The organism is Clostridia bacterium, from assembly GCA_024653205.1.
Classification (GTDB): Bacteria; Bacillota; DSM-521; order Neomoorellales; family SLTJ01; genus JANLFO01.
The window spans coordinates 1-15425 of sequence record JANLFO010000023.1 but is presented as its reverse complement, the minus strand read 5'-3'; the positions used below and the strand labels follow the sequence as shown (position 1 = coordinate 15425).

Annotated in this window: 14 protein-coding genes; all 14 read left to right on the top strand. The window is 66.2% G+C overall.

Annotation, left to right across the window (positions count from 1 at the left end):
- Positions 1-4: 4 nt before the first annotated feature.
- The 14 genes from fdhF (at position 5) to NUV99_10260 (ending at position 15298) form a co-directional block, all read left to right on the top strand.
- Positions 5-2764: a formate dehydrogenase subunit alpha gene (fdhF, locus tag NUV99_10325; protein MCR4420493.1), complete on the top strand. Its 2760-nt coding sequence runs from the start codon at positions 5-7 to the stop codon at positions 2762-2764.
- Positions 2765-2794: 30 nt separating this feature from the next.
- On the top strand, positions 2795-3994 hold the full coding sequence (locus NUV99_10320; GenBank protein MCR4420492.1) for an ATP-binding protein: 1200 nt from the start codon (positions 2795-2797) through the stop codon (positions 3992-3994).
- On the top strand, positions 3879-4832 hold the full coding sequence (locus NUV99_10315) for a glycosyltransferase family 4 protein (GenBank protein MCR4420491.1): 954 nt from the start codon (positions 3879-3881) through the stop codon (positions 4830-4832). Before NUV99_10320 ends, NUV99_10315 begins: the two co-directional genes overlap by 116 nt.
- A 219-nt stretch (positions 4833-5051) precedes the next feature.
- The gene (locus NUV99_10310; protein ID MCR4420490.1) at positions 5052-5258 is read left to right on the top strand and encodes a hypothetical protein; all 207 of its coding nucleotides are present in this window, start codon (positions 5052-5054) and stop codon (positions 5256-5258) included.
- Positions 5259-5285: 27 nt separating this feature from the next.
- Positions 5286-6503 carry a molybdopterin molybdotransferase MoeA gene (locus NUV99_10305; GenBank protein ID MCR4420489.1) on the top strand — a complete coding sequence of 406 codons (1218 nt, stop codon included), beginning with the start codon at positions 5286-5288 and terminating at the stop codon, positions 6501-6503.
- A gap of 14 nt (positions 6504-6517) precedes the next feature.
- Positions 6518-8452: a molybdopterin biosynthesis protein gene (locus NUV99_10300; GenBank protein MCR4420488.1), complete on the top strand. Its 1935-nt coding sequence runs from the start codon at positions 6518-6520 to the stop codon at positions 8450-8452.
- Positions 8453-8454: 2 nt separating this feature from the next.
- Positions 8455-9426, top strand: coding sequence for a GTP 3',8-cyclase MoaA (gene moaA, locus NUV99_10295; GenBank protein ID MCR4420487.1), 972 nt, complete (start codon positions 8455-8457; stop codon positions 9424-9426).
- A gap of 3 nt (positions 9427-9429) precedes the next feature.
- On the top strand, positions 9430-9954 hold the full coding sequence (gene moaC, locus NUV99_10290) for a cyclic pyranopterin monophosphate synthase MoaC (protein ID MCR4420486.1): 525 nt from the start codon (positions 9430-9432) through the stop codon (positions 9952-9954).
- Positions 9938-10384, top strand: coding sequence for an MOSC domain-containing protein (locus tag NUV99_10285; GenBank protein MCR4420485.1), 447 nt, complete (start codon positions 9938-9940; stop codon positions 10382-10384). Before moaC ends, NUV99_10285 begins: the two co-directional genes overlap by 17 nt.
- A gap of 5 nt (positions 10385-10389) precedes the next feature.
- Positions 10390-10911, top strand: coding sequence for a MogA/MoaB family molybdenum cofactor biosynthesis protein (locus NUV99_10280; GenBank protein ID MCR4420484.1), 522 nt, complete (start codon positions 10390-10392; stop codon positions 10909-10911).
- 78 nt (positions 10912-10989) lie between these two features.
- Entirely contained in the window at positions 10990-11658 is a 669-nt protein-coding gene (locus tag NUV99_10275; GenBank protein ID MCR4420483.1) for a hypothetical protein, read from the top strand.
- 610 nt (positions 11659-12268) lie between these two features.
- On the top strand, positions 12269-13420 hold the full coding sequence (locus NUV99_10270) for a TRAP transporter substrate-binding protein (GenBank protein ID MCR4420482.1): 1152 nt from the start codon (positions 12269-12271) through the stop codon (positions 13418-13420).
- Positions 13421-13521: 101 nt separating this feature from the next.
- Positions 13522-14010 (top strand): TRAP transporter small permease, encoded by a 489-nt coding sequence (locus NUV99_10265; GenBank protein MCR4420481.1) that lies wholly within the window; start codon positions 13522-13524, stop codon positions 14008-14010.
- Positions 13997-15298 (top strand): TRAP transporter large permease, encoded by a 1302-nt coding sequence (locus NUV99_10260; GenBank protein ID MCR4420480.1) that lies wholly within the window; start codon positions 13997-13999, stop codon positions 15296-15298. Before NUV99_10265 ends, NUV99_10260 begins: the two co-directional genes overlap by 14 nt.
- Positions 15299-15425 lie beyond the last annotated feature (127 nt).

Sequence of the window (15425 nt, the reverse complement as noted above, 5' to 3'; positions counted from 1 at the left end):
GGGCATGGAGACGGTCAGGCTAACCATCGACGGAATGGAAGTTGAGGTCCCGGCAGGGAGCACGGTTCTGGAGGCCGCCGCCGGGGCGGGGGTGTTCATACCCACCCTCTGTCACGATCCGGAGCTCTCCGCCGTGGGCGCCTGCCGGCTTTGTGTGGTGGAGATTCCCGGGATGCGCAACCTCCCGGCGGCCTGTGTTACCCAGGTGACGCCGGGAATGGAAGTCCATACCTCCTCACCGGCGGTAATCGAGGCACGGCGTACCATCCTGGAGCTTCTGCTGGCCGGCCACCCCGAAGACTGCCTTACCTGCGAGAAAGCCGGGGACTGCCGCCTGCAGGACTATGCCTACCTGTACGGAGTACGCAGGCCCTCCTTTGGGGGCGAAAAGCGGGATTACCCTCCGGACGACTCCCATCCCTTTATCCTCAGAGATGCCGGCAAGTGCATCCTCTGCGGCAGGTGCGTGCGGGTCTGCGCGGAAATCCAGGGGCGAAGCGTCATCGACTACGCCTACCGGGGCTTTGCCACGCGCGTTATTCCCGCCTTTGACCTGCCCCTTCAGGAATCCGGCTGCGTATCCTGCGGCAGCTGCGTGGCCGTCTGCCCGGTGGGAGCGCTCATGCCCAGGGAAATGAAGGGCAGGGGCAGAACCTGGGAGCTGAAGAAGGTGCGCACGGTTTGCCCCTACTGCGGCACCGGCTGCACCATTGAGCTCAACGTCAAGGACGGCCGGGTGGTGGGGGTCACCTCCGCCCCGGATGGAGAGGTCAACGGCCGCCACCTGTGCGTTAAGGGGCGGTTCGGCTACGGCTTCATCCACCATCCCGAGCGGCTGACCCGCCCCCTTATAAAGAAAGACGGGGGCTTCCTGGAGGCCGACTGGGAAGAGGCCGTGGCCCTGGTGGCGGAAAGGCTGGGCCGCATCCTGGAAGAGTCGGGCCCTGAGGCGGTGGGGGTGCTGGCCTCGGCCCGGTGCACTAACGAGGAGAACTATCTCATAAACAAGTTCGCCCGGGCGGTGCTGGGGACCAACAACCTCGACCACTGCGCCCGCCTCTGACACTCGGCTACGGTCGCCGGTCTGGCGGCAGCCTTTGGTAGCGGGGCCATGACCAACTCCATTTCCGATATTGCCGAGGCGGACTTCATCCTGGCCCTGGGCACGAATACTACCGAGACGCACCCGGTAATAAGCCTTTTCATACGCCGGGCTCTGGCCCGCGGCGCCGCCCTGGTGGTGGCCGACCCGCGGCGAACGGAGCTGGCCGAAATGGCCGCCGTGCACCTGCAGCACCGCGCCGGTACGGACCTGGCCCTGCTGAACGCCCTGGCCCACGTGATCATCTGCGAAGGGCTTTACAACCGGGAATTCGTCGAGCAACGAACCGAAGGATTCGAGGAGCTGGAGGCCGCCGTGCTCGATTACACTCCGGAAAGGGTGGAGAAGATCACCGGGGTTCCGGCCGAGGCCATTCGCCGGGTGGCCAGGGGGTACGCGCGGGCGGGCAAGGCCACGATCCTCTACACCATGGGCATAACCCAGCACGTGACCGGCACCGACAACGTGCTGGCCGTGGCCAACCTGGCCCTGCTTACCGGTCATATCGGCCGGCCGGGCACAGGGGTCAACCCCCTCCGGGGCCAGAACAACGTGCAGGGTGCCTGCGACATGGGCTGCCTCCCGGACCTGCTGCCCGGGTACCAGCGGGTGACCGATCCGGCGGCGAGGGAGAAATTCTCCGCCGCCTGGGGGCGCCGGGTACCGGAGGCCCCCGGTCTGACCGTGGGAGAAATGTTCGAGGCCGCGCTCGCGGGCCGGCTGCGGGCCATGTATATAGTGGGGGAGAATCCGGCGCTTTCCGACCCCGACGCCGACCACGTGCGCCGGGCTCTCGAAAGGCTGGATTTCCTGGTGGTGCAGGACATCTTTCTCTCCGAAACCGCCGCCCTGGCGGACGTGGTGCTGCCCGCCGCCTGCTTCGCCGAGAAGGACGGCACCTTCACCAATACGGAAAGAAGGGTCCAGCTGGTGCGCAAAGCGGTGGACCCGCCGGGCCGGGCGCTGCCCGACTGGCAGATAGTCTGCCGTCTGGCCTCGGCCATGGGTTATCCCCTGAATTACCCGGACGCGGCGGCGGTCATGGAGGAGATCGCCCGACTCACCCCTCCCTACGGCGGCATCTCTCACCGGCGGCTCGCCGCCGGTGGTCTACAGTGGCCCTGCCCCGACCCCGGGCATCCCGGTACCCCCTACCTGCACGCCCGGGACTTTGCACGAGGCCGGGGTAAGTTTCACGCCGCAGAATACCTGCCGCCGGCCGAGGAGCCGGATGACGACTATCCTCTGCTCTTGACCACCGGCAGGCGTTTATTCCATTATCATACAGGAACCATGAGCCGCCGGGTCGGCGGCCTGGAGGAGTTGCTGCCCGAGGAACGGGTAGAGGTGAATCCGGGGGATCTGGCCGCCGCCGGCTTGAGTGACGGCGAGGAAGCGGTATTGCGCTCGCGCCGGGGCGCGATCCGGGTACGGGTGCGGGCCGACGAGACCGTCCCTCCCGGCCTGGTGTTTGCCTCTTTCCACTTCCGGGAGGTGCCCGTAAACCGGCTCACCAATCCGGCCCGTGACGCCCGGGCCAGAATTCCGGAGCTCAAGGTCTGTGCCGTGCGTCTGGAACGAAGCGGAGTGCCCGGCACTGAACGTTCCTTGGGGGTACTTGCGCCGGCGGCCGGAGCCAGGGCCGCCGGCAGAGAGGAGTAGGGATCGGTCGGATACCGGACCGGTCGAGGTATGGTTGAGCCGCTGTCCCGTCATTTCATCCGCAAGCTGCTGCTGGTCACCGGCGCGGTAGGCGGAATGGCCGCCTGGCTGGGCCCGATGGCCTTTTCCCATTTGGGTAATGTCGGGGGCACACTGGTACTGGTGGGGCTGGGTCTGGCCTCCGGGGCCTGGCTGCGGGGCGAGTTTTACCGGACCCTGGCCCTGATCTGCCTGCGGGCCGAAGAACTGCGGAGCCTGGAAGCATCGCAGGCGGCGGGGCAGGTGGCCCTGGGTCTCGCGCACGAACTGCGGAACCCCCTGGCCGCCGTACGCGGGTTCCTGCAGCTCATGGCCCGGCGGCTGCCTGCCCACCGCGAGGCAGAGCGCTACCTGGCCCCGGTTCTGGCCGAGATCGACCGGGCAACGGCCATCCTGGAGGACTTCCTGCGGCTGGCCCGGCGTTCGGAGACCCGGCGGGTGCCGAGCGACTTGGGGCGAATAGTGGAGGGGGTAGTAACCCTTCTGGAAGGAGAAGCTTTTAGAAGGGGCGTGCGCATCTACCACTGCTACCGGGAGGGGCTGGCGCCGGTACCGGCGGACCCGGAGCAGCTGAAGCAGGTTTTCCTCAACTTGCTCCTCAACGCCCTGGCCGCGGTTTCCGCGGGGGGCAGGGTTTGGATCGGCTACGAACTGGCCGAGGGCCGGTTGAGCGTGATTATTCGGGATGACGGTTGCGGCATGGACGAAAAAACCTTGTCCCGCCTGGGCGAACCGTTCTTCACCACCAAACCCGACGGTACGGGGTTGGGAGTGGCCCTGAGCCTCCAGATAATCCGGGCCCACGGCGGAAAGGTGGAGGTGGCGAGCCGTCCCGGCGAGGGAACGGTATTTCGCCTCAGTCTGCCCGCTGACTCCGATCGGGAAAAGGCAGGCAGACCGGTCTTACTCCGGCGAGGCTTCAGACCTTCCGTGAGTGCGGTGCTGCCGGGAAAGGTGGCGGTATCCCGGGCGGAAATCCGGACTACCCCAGGAGGTGTCGGACTTGCGGGTCGGCATCATGGGCCCCATTACCTGGCGCACGCCGCCGCGCCACTACGGACCCTGGGAGCAGGTGGTGGCCACCCTGGCCGAGGGGCTGGTGAAGAAGGGGATCGAGGTCACGGTATTCGCCACCGGGGATTCCCAACTCGCCGCCGAGGTGCGCTGGATATGTCCCCGCCCTCTGGGTGAAGACCCCTCGCTCAACCCCAAGATATACGAGTTTCTGCACCTGGGGTTCTGCCTGGAGCAGGCGGCTGAGTTCGACATACTCCACAATCACCTCAACTGCTACCCGCTGGTATTCAGCCCCCTGATAAGGACTCCCATCATCACCACCCTGCACGGCTCGGCCCTGCTGGAGCCGGAAACCCGTCTCATCTACCGGCGGTACCGGCACCACCCCTACGTTTCCATCAGCCTTGCCGAGCGGGAGGGCCTGCCGGAACTGAACTACGTGGCCAACGTGTACAACGGTTTGGATCTTACCGGCTTTACCCCGGTGGAGAAGCCGGGGGAATACCTCCTGTTCCTGGGGCGCATCTCTCCCAAGAAGGGAACCCACCTGGCCGTCGAACTCGCCCGCCGTACCGGGCTGCCCCTGGTCATTGCCGGCTACGTGCCTCCGGACGAAACCGACTACTTTGAGCAGCAGATCCGGCCGCAGCTCGACGACCGGCAGATCACCTACATCGGCCCGGTGGGGCCGGAGCAGCGCAACCGCGTACTGGGAGGGGCCCTGGCCCTTTTGCACCTGGTTACCGTTCCCGAGCCCTTCGGCCTGGTGCTGGCCGAAGCCCAGGCCTGCGGGACGCCGGTTGTCGGTTTCGGCCGGGGCTCGGTTCCGGAAGTGGTCTGCCACGGGGTTACCGGCTTCGTGGTGAATACCCTGGCCGAGGCCGAAGCGGCGGTGGCCGAAGTGCACCGTCTGGACCGGCGCCGCTGCCGCCGGTGGGTGGAGGAGAACTTCAGCGCCGAGGCCATGGTCCAGGGGTACCTGGCCGCCTATCGGGCGGTGCTGGACCGGTAGCCGGGAGAGAACCGGGGGCGAAGACTCCCGAACTCCCGGCTCACCCCGCCCGGGAGCCGGCGCGGTCGCGGCAGGCGGAAGACCGAGACGTTTCCGGCGCTGTGTCCCGGTTGACATAGCGTCGGTGCTTGCAATACAATGGGCCTGTAGGTCGGCGGAGAGAGAGGCCGGAGGTGCCAGCACTGGCAAGTGTTCCTGAATTCGGAGGGAGGGCAGACCATGCAAGCCAAGAGGACGCGCCTAAACCCGGAAGACATAGCCCCGGAAATCAGGCGGGCCATAGAAGCCACCGCCCGGGAGGGCCGCCTGGCCTGTGCCGAGGCGCATCGGCTGGCGGAGGAGCTGAAGGTTTCTCCCCTGGTGGTGGGCCAGGCCGCCGATGCCTTGGGGATAAAGCTTGTTTCCTGCCAGCTCGGCTGCTTCTAGGCCGACCGGTTATAAGGAGAGGGTCGGGTGGAACTGTTTCAGGCGGTAACCGTGGGGGAGGCCAAGCGGCGGCTGGCCGCCGGCTGGCCGACCTGCGGGGAAGAAACCGTATCTCTGGAAAGGGCTGCCGGACGGGTCCTGGCCGAGTCGCCGGCCAGCCCCCTAGATCTGCCGCCCTTTACCCGCTCCACGGTGGACGGATTTGCCGTGAGAGCCGCCGATACCTTCGGCGCCTCGGCCTCCCTGCCGGCCTACCTGTCTTTGGCGGGCGAGGTGCGCATCGGTCATCCCTTTGCCGGCCGGGTGCAGTCCGGCGAGGCCGTGACGATACCCACCGGAGGGCAACTGCCCGAAGGCGCGGACGCGGCGGTAATGATCGAAAACACCGAGCCTGTGGACGAGCGTACCGTGGCCGTGCTCCGGCCGGCGGCGCCGGGTGAGAATCTGATCCTTCAGGGAGAGGACCTCCGTTCGGGGCAGGCGGTGCTGCCCGCCGGGCGGCGCCTGCGGCCGGCCGACCTGGCCCTCTTGGCCGCCTGCGGCTTCCGGGAGGTCCGGGTGCGCCTTCCCCTGCGGGTGGGGATAGTATCCACCGGGGACGAGTTGGTGGTACCGGGTGCCCCGCTCCCGCCGGGCTGCATCTACGACAGCAATTCGTATTCCCTGTTCGGCCTGGTAAGCGCCGACGGCGGCCTGCCCACCCTCTACGGCCCGGTGGAGGACGACCTGGCCCGGCTGCGGCAGACCGTGGAGGAAGCTCTGGCCGTCAACCAGTTGGTCCTGCTTTCCGGCGGCAGTTCGGTCGGGGTGCGGGATTATACCCTTACCGTTTTGGAGGAACTGGGCGGCCGGATCCTCTTCCACGGTGTGGCAGTGGGTCCGGGCAAGCCCACCCTGGCCGCCTCCCTGCCCGGGCGCCTGCTGGTAGGGCTTCCCGGACACCCGGCCTCGGCGCTGGTTGTCTATACCGTGCTGCTGAGCCCGCTGGTGATCCGCGGGAGCTACCCGGACCCGGACCGGCCGGTGATCAGCGCCCGGCTGGACCGCAGCCTGGCCTCGCGCACCGGCCGGGAGGACTACGTACCGGTGCGGCTGGCAGGCCGCGAGGGAGAGACCTGGGCGGAGCCCCTGCTGGGAAAATCGGGTCTGATAGCCTTGCTTACCCAGGCCCAGGGGCTGGCCAGGATACCCCTGGAAGAGGAAGGTAAGGCCTGGGGGGATCCGGTGGAGGTAATGCTTTTCTGAAAGGGGACGGCGCTATGGGCCGGAGGGTTTATCTGGAGAACAAACCGTGGGAAGAAGCCCTGCAAGAGTACATGGCCGCCCTGGAGGCCGCCGGAGGGCTGGTACCGCCCGAGGCGGAGGAGGTGGCGGCCGAGGAGGCGGTAGGGAGGGTTACCGCCGAGCCGGTGCGTGCGCTCATCTCGGCTCCGCCCTATCCCGCTGCCGGCATGGACGGGGTGGCGGTTAAGGCGGCCACCACCTACGGCGCCCGGGAAACCGACCCCCGTCGGCTCCGCCTGGGCGAGGAGGCCGTGGAAGTGGATACCGGCGATCCCCTGCCTCCGGGAACCGACGCGGTGATCATGGCCGAGGACCTGCATTACCCCGGCCCGGGCGAGGTGGAGATCACCGCCGCCGCCGCTCCCTGGCAGCACGTGCGCATGGTGGGCGAGGACGTCACCGCGGGGGAGGTGCTGTTGCCCGCCTGCCGGCGGATCACACCCTACGATTTGGCCCTGCTCCTGGCCGGGGGCGTCACCCGGGTGCGGGTCTTGCGGCGGCCCCGGGTGGCGGTGATTCCCACCGGCACCGAGCTCGTACCCGCAGGCCATCCCCTGGGACCGGGAGAACTGCCGGAGTTCAACAGCTTCGTGCTTTCCGCCCTGGTGCGGGAATGGGGTGGACAGGCCCGGCGCTGGCCCATCGTGCCCGACGACTACTCGCAAATCAAACAGGCGGTGGAGGCGGCCCTTGAGGAGGCAGATGCGGTGATAGTCAACGCCGGCTCCTCTGCCGGAAGGGAGGACTTCACCGCCGCGATCATAGCCGAACTGGGACGGGTTCTGGTGCACGGGGTGGCCATCCGCCCCGGCAAGCCGGTGATCCTGGGCCTGGTGGGCAAAAAGCCCGTGCTGGGCATACCCGGTTACCCGGTTTCGGCGGCCCTGGCCATGGAATTATTCCTGCGTCCGATTCTGTGCGCCTGGCTTCGCCAGGACCTTCCCTCCCGGCCGCGGGTGTCGGCCCGCCTGGCCCGCAAGCTGTACTCTCCCTTGGGCGTGGAGGAGTTCGTGCGCCTGCGCCTGGGTCGGGCCAAGGACTCCTGGGTGGCGGTGCCGCTGGAGCGGGGAGCCGGCCTTACCCGCACCCTGGCCCAGGCCGACGCCATCCTCCGGGTGCCCAGGTTGAGCGAGGGCTATCCCGCCGGCGCCGAGGTAGAAGTGGAGCTCTTGCGGGAGCCAAAGGCCATGGAGAAGACGGTGCTCTGCCTGGGCAGCCACGACCTGGCCCTGGACCTGGTGGACAGCTTCTGGCGCCGGCTCTTCCCCGGGGAGGGCCTGGCGGTGGGCAACCTGGGAAGCATCGGCGGGCTGCTCAGCCTGGCGCGGGGGGAGGCCCACTGCGCCGGTATACACCTTCTGGACCCCGAGACCGGCACCTACAACCTCCCCTACGTCCGGCGCTACCTTCCCGGCCGGTCCGTAGTTCTGGTGCACCTGGTGCGGCGGCAGCAGGGTCTGATGGTGGCCCGGGATAACCCCCTGGGGATCACCGGGGTGGCCGACCTGGCCCGGCCGGGGATCCGTTTCGTCAACCGGCAGCCGGGTGCCGGCACCCGCATCTTCCTGGACTGGCTCCTGGGACGGGAGGGCATTGACCCCGGGAGCATCGAGGGCTACGGTCGGGAGGTATACACCCACCTGGCGGTGGGCGTGGCCGTGGCCAGCGGGACGGCCGACGTGGGCCCGGGCATCCTGGCCGCGGCCCAGGCCTTCGGTCTGGACTTTATTCCCCTGGGCGACGAGGAGTTCGACCTGGCGGTGCCGGCCGAACTCTGGGAAGAGGAAAGGATGCAGCACCTGTTGGCCGTGCTGGCCGACCCGGAATTCCGGGCGGCGGTGACGGCCCTGGGCGGGTACAGTCTGGCCTCCTGTGGGGAGGTCAGGGTGGTGCGGCCGGAGGAGGGCTAAACATGCGCGACCGGTGGGGACGCAACATCAACTACCTGCGGGTTTCGGTTACCGACCGCTGTAACCTCCGCTGTCGCTACTGCATGCCGGAGGAAGGAGTGGAGCGCAAGTCGCACGAGGAAATCCTGCGGCTCGAGGAGATGGTCCGCCTCCTGGAGGTGGCGGTGGGCCTGGGGCTCACCCGCATCCGCTTCACCGGCGGGGAACCCCTGGTGCGGCGCAACTTCCCCTACCTGGTGGCCCGTACGGCCGAGCTGGCGGGCATAGAGGATCTGGCCCTCACCACCAACGGCATACTGCTGGCCGAGCAGGCGGCGGACCTGCGGCGGGCGGGGCTCAGGCGGGTCAACATCAGCCTGGACACACTTGACCCCGAGAAGTACGCCTTCATCACCCGGGGAGGAGAACTAACCCGGGTGTGGGCGGGCATCGAGGCCGCCCTGGCGGTCGGCTTCGATCCGGTGAAGATCAACGTGGTTATCTTCCGGGGGTTCAACGAAGAGGAAATCGAGGGCTTCGCCCGGCTGACCCAAGAGCGGCCGCTGCACGTGCGTTTCATAGAGCTCATGCCCCTGGGGGCGGCCAACGGCGACTACCCCTTTCTCCCTGCCACCGAGGTGCTGGCCCGCCTCGGCCGGGTAGCCCGGCTGGAGCCGGTGCGGGTGGCGGGCAACGGCCCGGCCGAATACTACCGTCTCCCCGGCGGAAAGGGCACGCTGGGAGTCATCGCCGCCCTGACCCGCCCCTTCTGCGCCACCTGTAACCGGCTGCGGCTTACCGCCGACGGCCAGTTGCGGCCCTGTCTGGAAAGCGATTTTCAGATCGACCTGCGCGGGCCCCTGCGGGCCGGGGCGGGCGAGGCGGAACTGGCCGGGTTGTTCCGACAGGCGGTGGCGGCCAAGCCCCGCCAGCACCGGTTCGGCTGCCGGGCGGGAAAGGCCGAGGAAGCCGGCATGTGGCAGATAGGAGGATAGGATATGGCCACGCTTACTCACGTAGACCAACAGGGCGCCGCCCGTATGGTGGACGTCACTCCCAAGGCGGAAACGGTGCGGGAGGCGGTGGCCCGGGGCCGGGTACGGATGCGGCCGGAAACCCTGAGGCTCATTCGCGAGAACGCCCTGGCCAAGGGGGACGTGCTGGCCGTGGCCCGGGTGGCGGGGATAATGGCCGCCAAGGAAACGGGGCGGCTAATACCCCTGTGCCATCCCCTGCCCCTGGGCTCCTGCGCGGTGGATTTTAGTCTGGACGAGGAAGCTTCCACGGTGGAGATCGAGGCCCGGGTGCGCACTGCCGCCCGCACCGGCGTGGAGATGGAAGCCCTGACCGCGGTGGCCGTGGCCGCCCTTACCGTCTACGACATGGCCAAGGCGGTAGACCGAGAAATGGTAATCGAAGCGGTGCGCCTGGTGGCCAAGCGCGGAGGCCGGAGCGGCACCTATCTGCGGCCGGGAGAGCCCTGGCCGGAAGGAGGAGACGAGCCGGATGGCAGTGAGAGGTAAGGTGGTGGCGGTGTGCACCAGCAGGGAAACCGGGGTGCCCAAGCAGGACGTGGGGCGGGCCTACCTGGTGCGCGAGCACGGGTTAGAAGGAGATGCCCACGCCGGGGATTGGCACCGCCAGGTCAGCCTTCTGGGGGTAGAGAGCATTGCCAAAATGCGGGCCCTGGGCCTGGAAGTAGGGCCGGGAGATTTTGCCGAGAATATTACCACCGAGGGGTTGGATCTCTGGGCTCTGCCGATAGGCACCCGGCTGCGGCTGGGTCCTGAAGTGCTGGTCGAGGTGACCCAGATCGGCAAGACCTGCCATACCGGCTGCGCCATCTTTCAGAAGACCGGAAAGTGCATCATGCCCAAAGAAGGCATCTTTGCCCGGGTCTTGAAGGGCGGATGGGTCCAGGCCGGGGACGACATCGTGGAGGAGGAAACCTGACCGTCATGGAGTTTACCGTGGGTATACTTACCGCCAGCGACAAGGGTTCGCGCGGCGAGCGCGAGGACACCAGCGCCCTGGTGGCGGCAGAGGTAATCGGCCGGATCGGCGGCCGGGTGGTGGAGCGGGCGGTCCTCCCCGACGAAAAGGAACTCCTGGCCGAGCAGATGCGCCGGTGGGCGGACGAAAAGGGCTTAGACCTGATTCTGACCACCGGAGGCACGGGCTTCGGACCCCGCGACGTTACCCCGGAAGCCACCCTGGCCGTGGCCGATCGCCTGGTTCCGGGCATTGCCGAGGCCATGCGCCTGGCGGGGCTGAAGGCCACTCCCCGGGCCATGCTCTCCCGGGCCACGGCGGTTATCCGGGGCCGCACCCTGATCATAAATCTCCCCGGCGGGCCTCGGGGGGTGCGCGAGAACCTGGAGGCCATCCTGCCCGCCCTCCCCCACGGCCTGGAAGTGCTGAGGGGGGAGGCGGCGGAGTGCGCCCGCCCGGAAGGAGAAGAACCCGGCCCGGCGCTGTAAGGATTATCCTGGCATTATTCCTCCGGCCGGCCAGTAGGAATCTAGGGCGGGATTCCTACGGGCGGGAGGCCGAAAGACGTGAGGCGTCGGTGGCTCCTGGTGGTGCTGGCCGGTCTGGTGGTCGTACTCGCCGGCCGCTGGGCTTACGGCTATTACCTGCTGTACTACAAGGTGGAACCGGAGGAGTTGCTGGCGCGGGCTTTGCGGGATGCCTTTGCCGCTCCCAGCTTTCGCTATCAGGTTCAGGCCGAATTGGTGGTGGAGGGGGAGCGCCGGGTGCTGAGCGAGGTGGTCGGCGAGCGGGACCGGGAGGGGAATTTCCATTTCCGAGGTACGCTGGCCGGAGACCACGTGGAAGTATACCAGGTCGGGGATACCGCCTACCTGCTGGATTCCCGGAGCGGCAAATGGCTGGTCATACCGCAAAACGAGCTGAAGCGCCAGAACATGCTTATGGCCGAAATCGATCCTCTATCGGCGCTGGAATTTGAAAGCCGGGGCCCGGCCCTCTACCGCGGCCGGGAGAAACGGCAGCACGTCCTGGAGTTCACGGCCGTGCCGGCCAACCCCTTCCTTACCACCTGGTTTGAGGAGTTCAGCTATCGGGTCTGGATAGACTGCCGCACTCGTCGGTTGCAGAAGGTATTTGTGGAGGCGCGGAGTCGCACGAATCCGCAGGCGCGGGCCACCTTCACCGTACAGCTGACCGATTACGGCGCCTCTCTGCGGCTCGAGCCCCCGGCCTAGTTTCCTTATTTTGAGGCAGTAGGTAGTTTGGGCTACATTCAGATGGATAAAAACCAACCGCACGAATGTAGCGTATTATAACGAATCAAAGACGGGCATCCACTAGAATCACCGTGGCAAAGGGGTAGGTGCGTTTTGCATCAACTGTGCCAGTGGTCCGGCCGATAGACAACCCAATAAGTTTCAAGCAGATTACTGCGGAGGAGCTTAAACGGTGCCCTTTAAACCGCCGGAAAATAGTGGAAAGGTGCGCCAGAAGCTTTCGACCCAGGACTTCACTGCAGCAAGGGTTTCGTGCAGGACGGGCGGCGGCCGAATCGCGGGGCAGGTGTTGACCTGGCCGGGCGAGGCAGAGGGGAATCGCGTAGCCCGGTCAATCGAGGATTATAGGCTTGGCAACCATTTTTCATGGTAGGCCAGGCCTTTTGCTTTTGTCTGGTGGTCGGAGGCCGATAGGCCGGGGAGAGTGGGCAGCGGGAAGAAACCGAAGCGAAGGGGGTGAAGGCGCGTCCGGATAAAGGATTAAATTTACAGATATATACAGTATGATTGAAGGTAAGGTAGGTACGAAACTGCTCGGAGGTCAAACTATTTTAAAGGAGGAGTTGCTATGCCCAAACGGAAAAGATTATGGCTGGTTTCCCTGTTGGTCGCCGCCAGTCTTATCGTCACCGCCCTCGCCGGCTGTGGGGGCGGTGGTGGGCAGACGCCCTCCCAGGAAGGCTCCCAGGGTTCCTCCGCCTCTCAGGAAACTATAACCCTGCGCTTTGCCAACTACTACGCCCCGGAGAGCGGACCGGGCAAGCTCGGACAGGAGTTTTGCCAGGACATCGAGCGCGTCACCAACGGCCGGGTCAAGATCGAATACTACCCCGGCGGCACCCTCCTGACGGCCCCCAAGATGTACGACGGCGTGGCCCAGGGTATCGCCGACATCGGCCTGGCCAACCTCTCCTACACCTTCGGTCGCTTCAAGCAGACCGAGGTGCTGGACCTTCCGCTGGGCTTCCCCAACGCCTGGGTGGCCAGCCACGTGGCCCAAGACTTCCTGAAGCAGTTCCAGCCCAAGGAATTTGACGAGACGCACGTTCTGGTGCTGACCAGCACCCCGGTGAACGGCGTGGCTACCGCTACCCGTCCCGTGCGCAAGCTCGAGGACATGAAGGGGCTTGTCCTGCGGGGCACCGGCTACATCGGCAAGCTGGTGGAGGCCCTGGGTGCCACGCCCAGGCCGGTGGCCATGGCCGAGGCCTACGACAACCTGAGCAAGAAAGTGATCGAAGGGTGCATGGTCAACTACGAGACCATGATCGTCTTCAAGCTCGGCGAGGTTACCAAGTACTTCACCGAGGCCTGGCCGATGGGACAGGTGTACACCTTCTACGTGACCATGAACAAGGATACCTGGGACAAGCTGCCGGCGGACATCCAGGAGGCCATCACCAAGTACGTGGATGAGGAATTCCACGAGAAGATGACCAACATGTGGAACGAGCTGGGCATCAAGGGCATCGAGTACGTCAAGCAGTCCGGGATAGAAATCATCGAGCTGCCGCCGGAAGAGGTGGATCGCTGGAAGCAGGCGGCCGAGAAAGTGGTCGACGAATACGTGCAGTCCATGGTGGCCGCCGGTCACCAGGAGTCCGAGGTGCGCGGCTGGATCGACTTCGCGCGCCAGCGCATCGACTACTGGACCCAGAAGCAGATCGAGCTGGGTGTGAAGTCCGACACCGGACCGGACGAGGTGCGCGTCTCGAAGTAGTTTCAACTTAGGCCATCGGTCACAGGGGCGGGCCGGGACGGCTTGGTCCCGGCCCGCCCCTGCGCCGGTTCAGGCAAGGCGGAAAGGAGGCCTGGCAACCCATGCCGCTGAGGCGGTGGGCCGAAAACATCGGGTCCTGGTTTGAGTGGGTGGCGGTTTTCACCCTCCTCTTTATCCTGGCGGTAACCATGGTGGACGTCATCGGCGCCAAGCTCTTCCTGAGCCCGCTGAAGGCGTCTACCGAACTGGTAGGTTTCGGGCAGCTGGTGGCCGTGGGCTGCGCCCTGACCGCCAGCTTTGTGGCCGGACGCCAGGTGACGGTGGAATTCCTGGAAACCTGGCTGCCCCGGAAGGCCGGGGAGGCGGTGAAAGCCCTGGCCGCGATCCTGAGCCTGATCTTCTGCGTCATCCTGATCTGGCAGAGTTACCTTTACGGAGTGGCCCTGGCCCGTTCGGGCGAAATCACCCCCTCCGCGCACATTCCCTATTACCCCTTTGCCTACATTCTGGCGGCGTGTTTTGCCTCGGTGTCCCTGTACTTCATGAGTCGGCTGACCCGGCAGGGAGGTGAAGGCCGTGACCCCAATTGAAGTCGGCCTACTCGGCATCGTCCTGATGCTGGTGCTTTTCCTGTTGCAGGTGCCCGTGGCCCTGGCCATGGGTATCGCCGGGCTCCTGGGCTTCGCCTACATCGCGTCCTGGGACAAGGCGGTGGCGCTCGCCGCCCGGGATTTCTTCGAGCAGTTCTCCTCCTACTCGCTTAGCGCCATCACCATGTTCACCCTCATGGGAGCCTACGCCTTCATCTCCGGCATCGGGGAGCGTCTTTACCGTTCGGCGCACGTGCTGGTGGGCCACATCCGCGGTGGTCTTGCCCTGGCCACCATCGTGGCCAGCGCCAGCTTTGCCGCCATCTGCGGCTCCACCACCGCCAGCTCCGCCACCCTGGGCCGGATTGCCCTGCCGGAGATGGCCAAGTACCGCTACAATAAGCGCTTCGCCACCGGCTGCGTGGCCTCCGGGGGAACCCTGGGCATACTCATTCCCCCCAGCACCGTCTTCATCATCTACGGCCTCCTCACCGAGCAGTCCATAGGCAAGCTCTTCGTGGCCGGCGTGCTGCCCGGCCTGGTGCTGACCGGATTCTTCGCCGTGACCTGCTACCTTACCTGCCTTATTGATCCCAGCGCCGGGCCGCCCAGCCCGCCTTCCCGCTGGGGCGAGCGGGTCCGTGCCTCCGGGGGCGCGGTGGAGGCCCTGGGCCTTTTCCTGCTGGTGATCGGCGGGATGTTCCTGGGCTGGTTCAGCCCCACCCAGGCGGGAGCAATCGGCGCGGTGGCCGCCCTGGTAATCGGGGTTTGCCGGCGAAACGTCAGGCTGGGCAATCTCTTCGAGGGCACGAAGGACGGCCTGCTCACCGCCACCATGATCCTCACCGTGGTGGCCGGGGCCACGGTCTTCGGCCATTTCCTGACCATCACCACCCTCCCCTTCGTCCTGGCCGACTGGGTGGAGAGCCTGCCGCTTTCTCCCCCGGCGATCATGGCGATCATCATTATAATCTACTTCATCGGCGGCATGTTCGTGGACGCCATACCCCTCATCACCCTGCTCACCCCGGTGCTCTTTCCGGTGGTGCTCCGGCTGGGCTACGACCCCATCTGGTTCGGGGTCGTTACCGTGCTGGTCTCGCAGATGGGAGTGCTCACCCCGCCGGTGGGGGTTAACGTGTACGTGATCAAAGGGATTGCCCGGGACGTCCCGCTGGGCGAGATCTTCCGGGGCACCTATCCCTTTATGGTGGCCATTGTGGCCTGCATTGCCGTGCTGATTGCCTATCCCAAGCTGGCCCTCATCCTGCCAGCGCTCATGAAGTAGGGGCCCGGTCGGCACCGCGTGGGCACGGCGGGGTGGGGCCTTCTACAAACCCATTCAAGGAGGTTTTCTCTCCATGCTGTCCGACCAAATCTACTGGAACCCGGTGCTGGAGACCATGCCGCGGGAG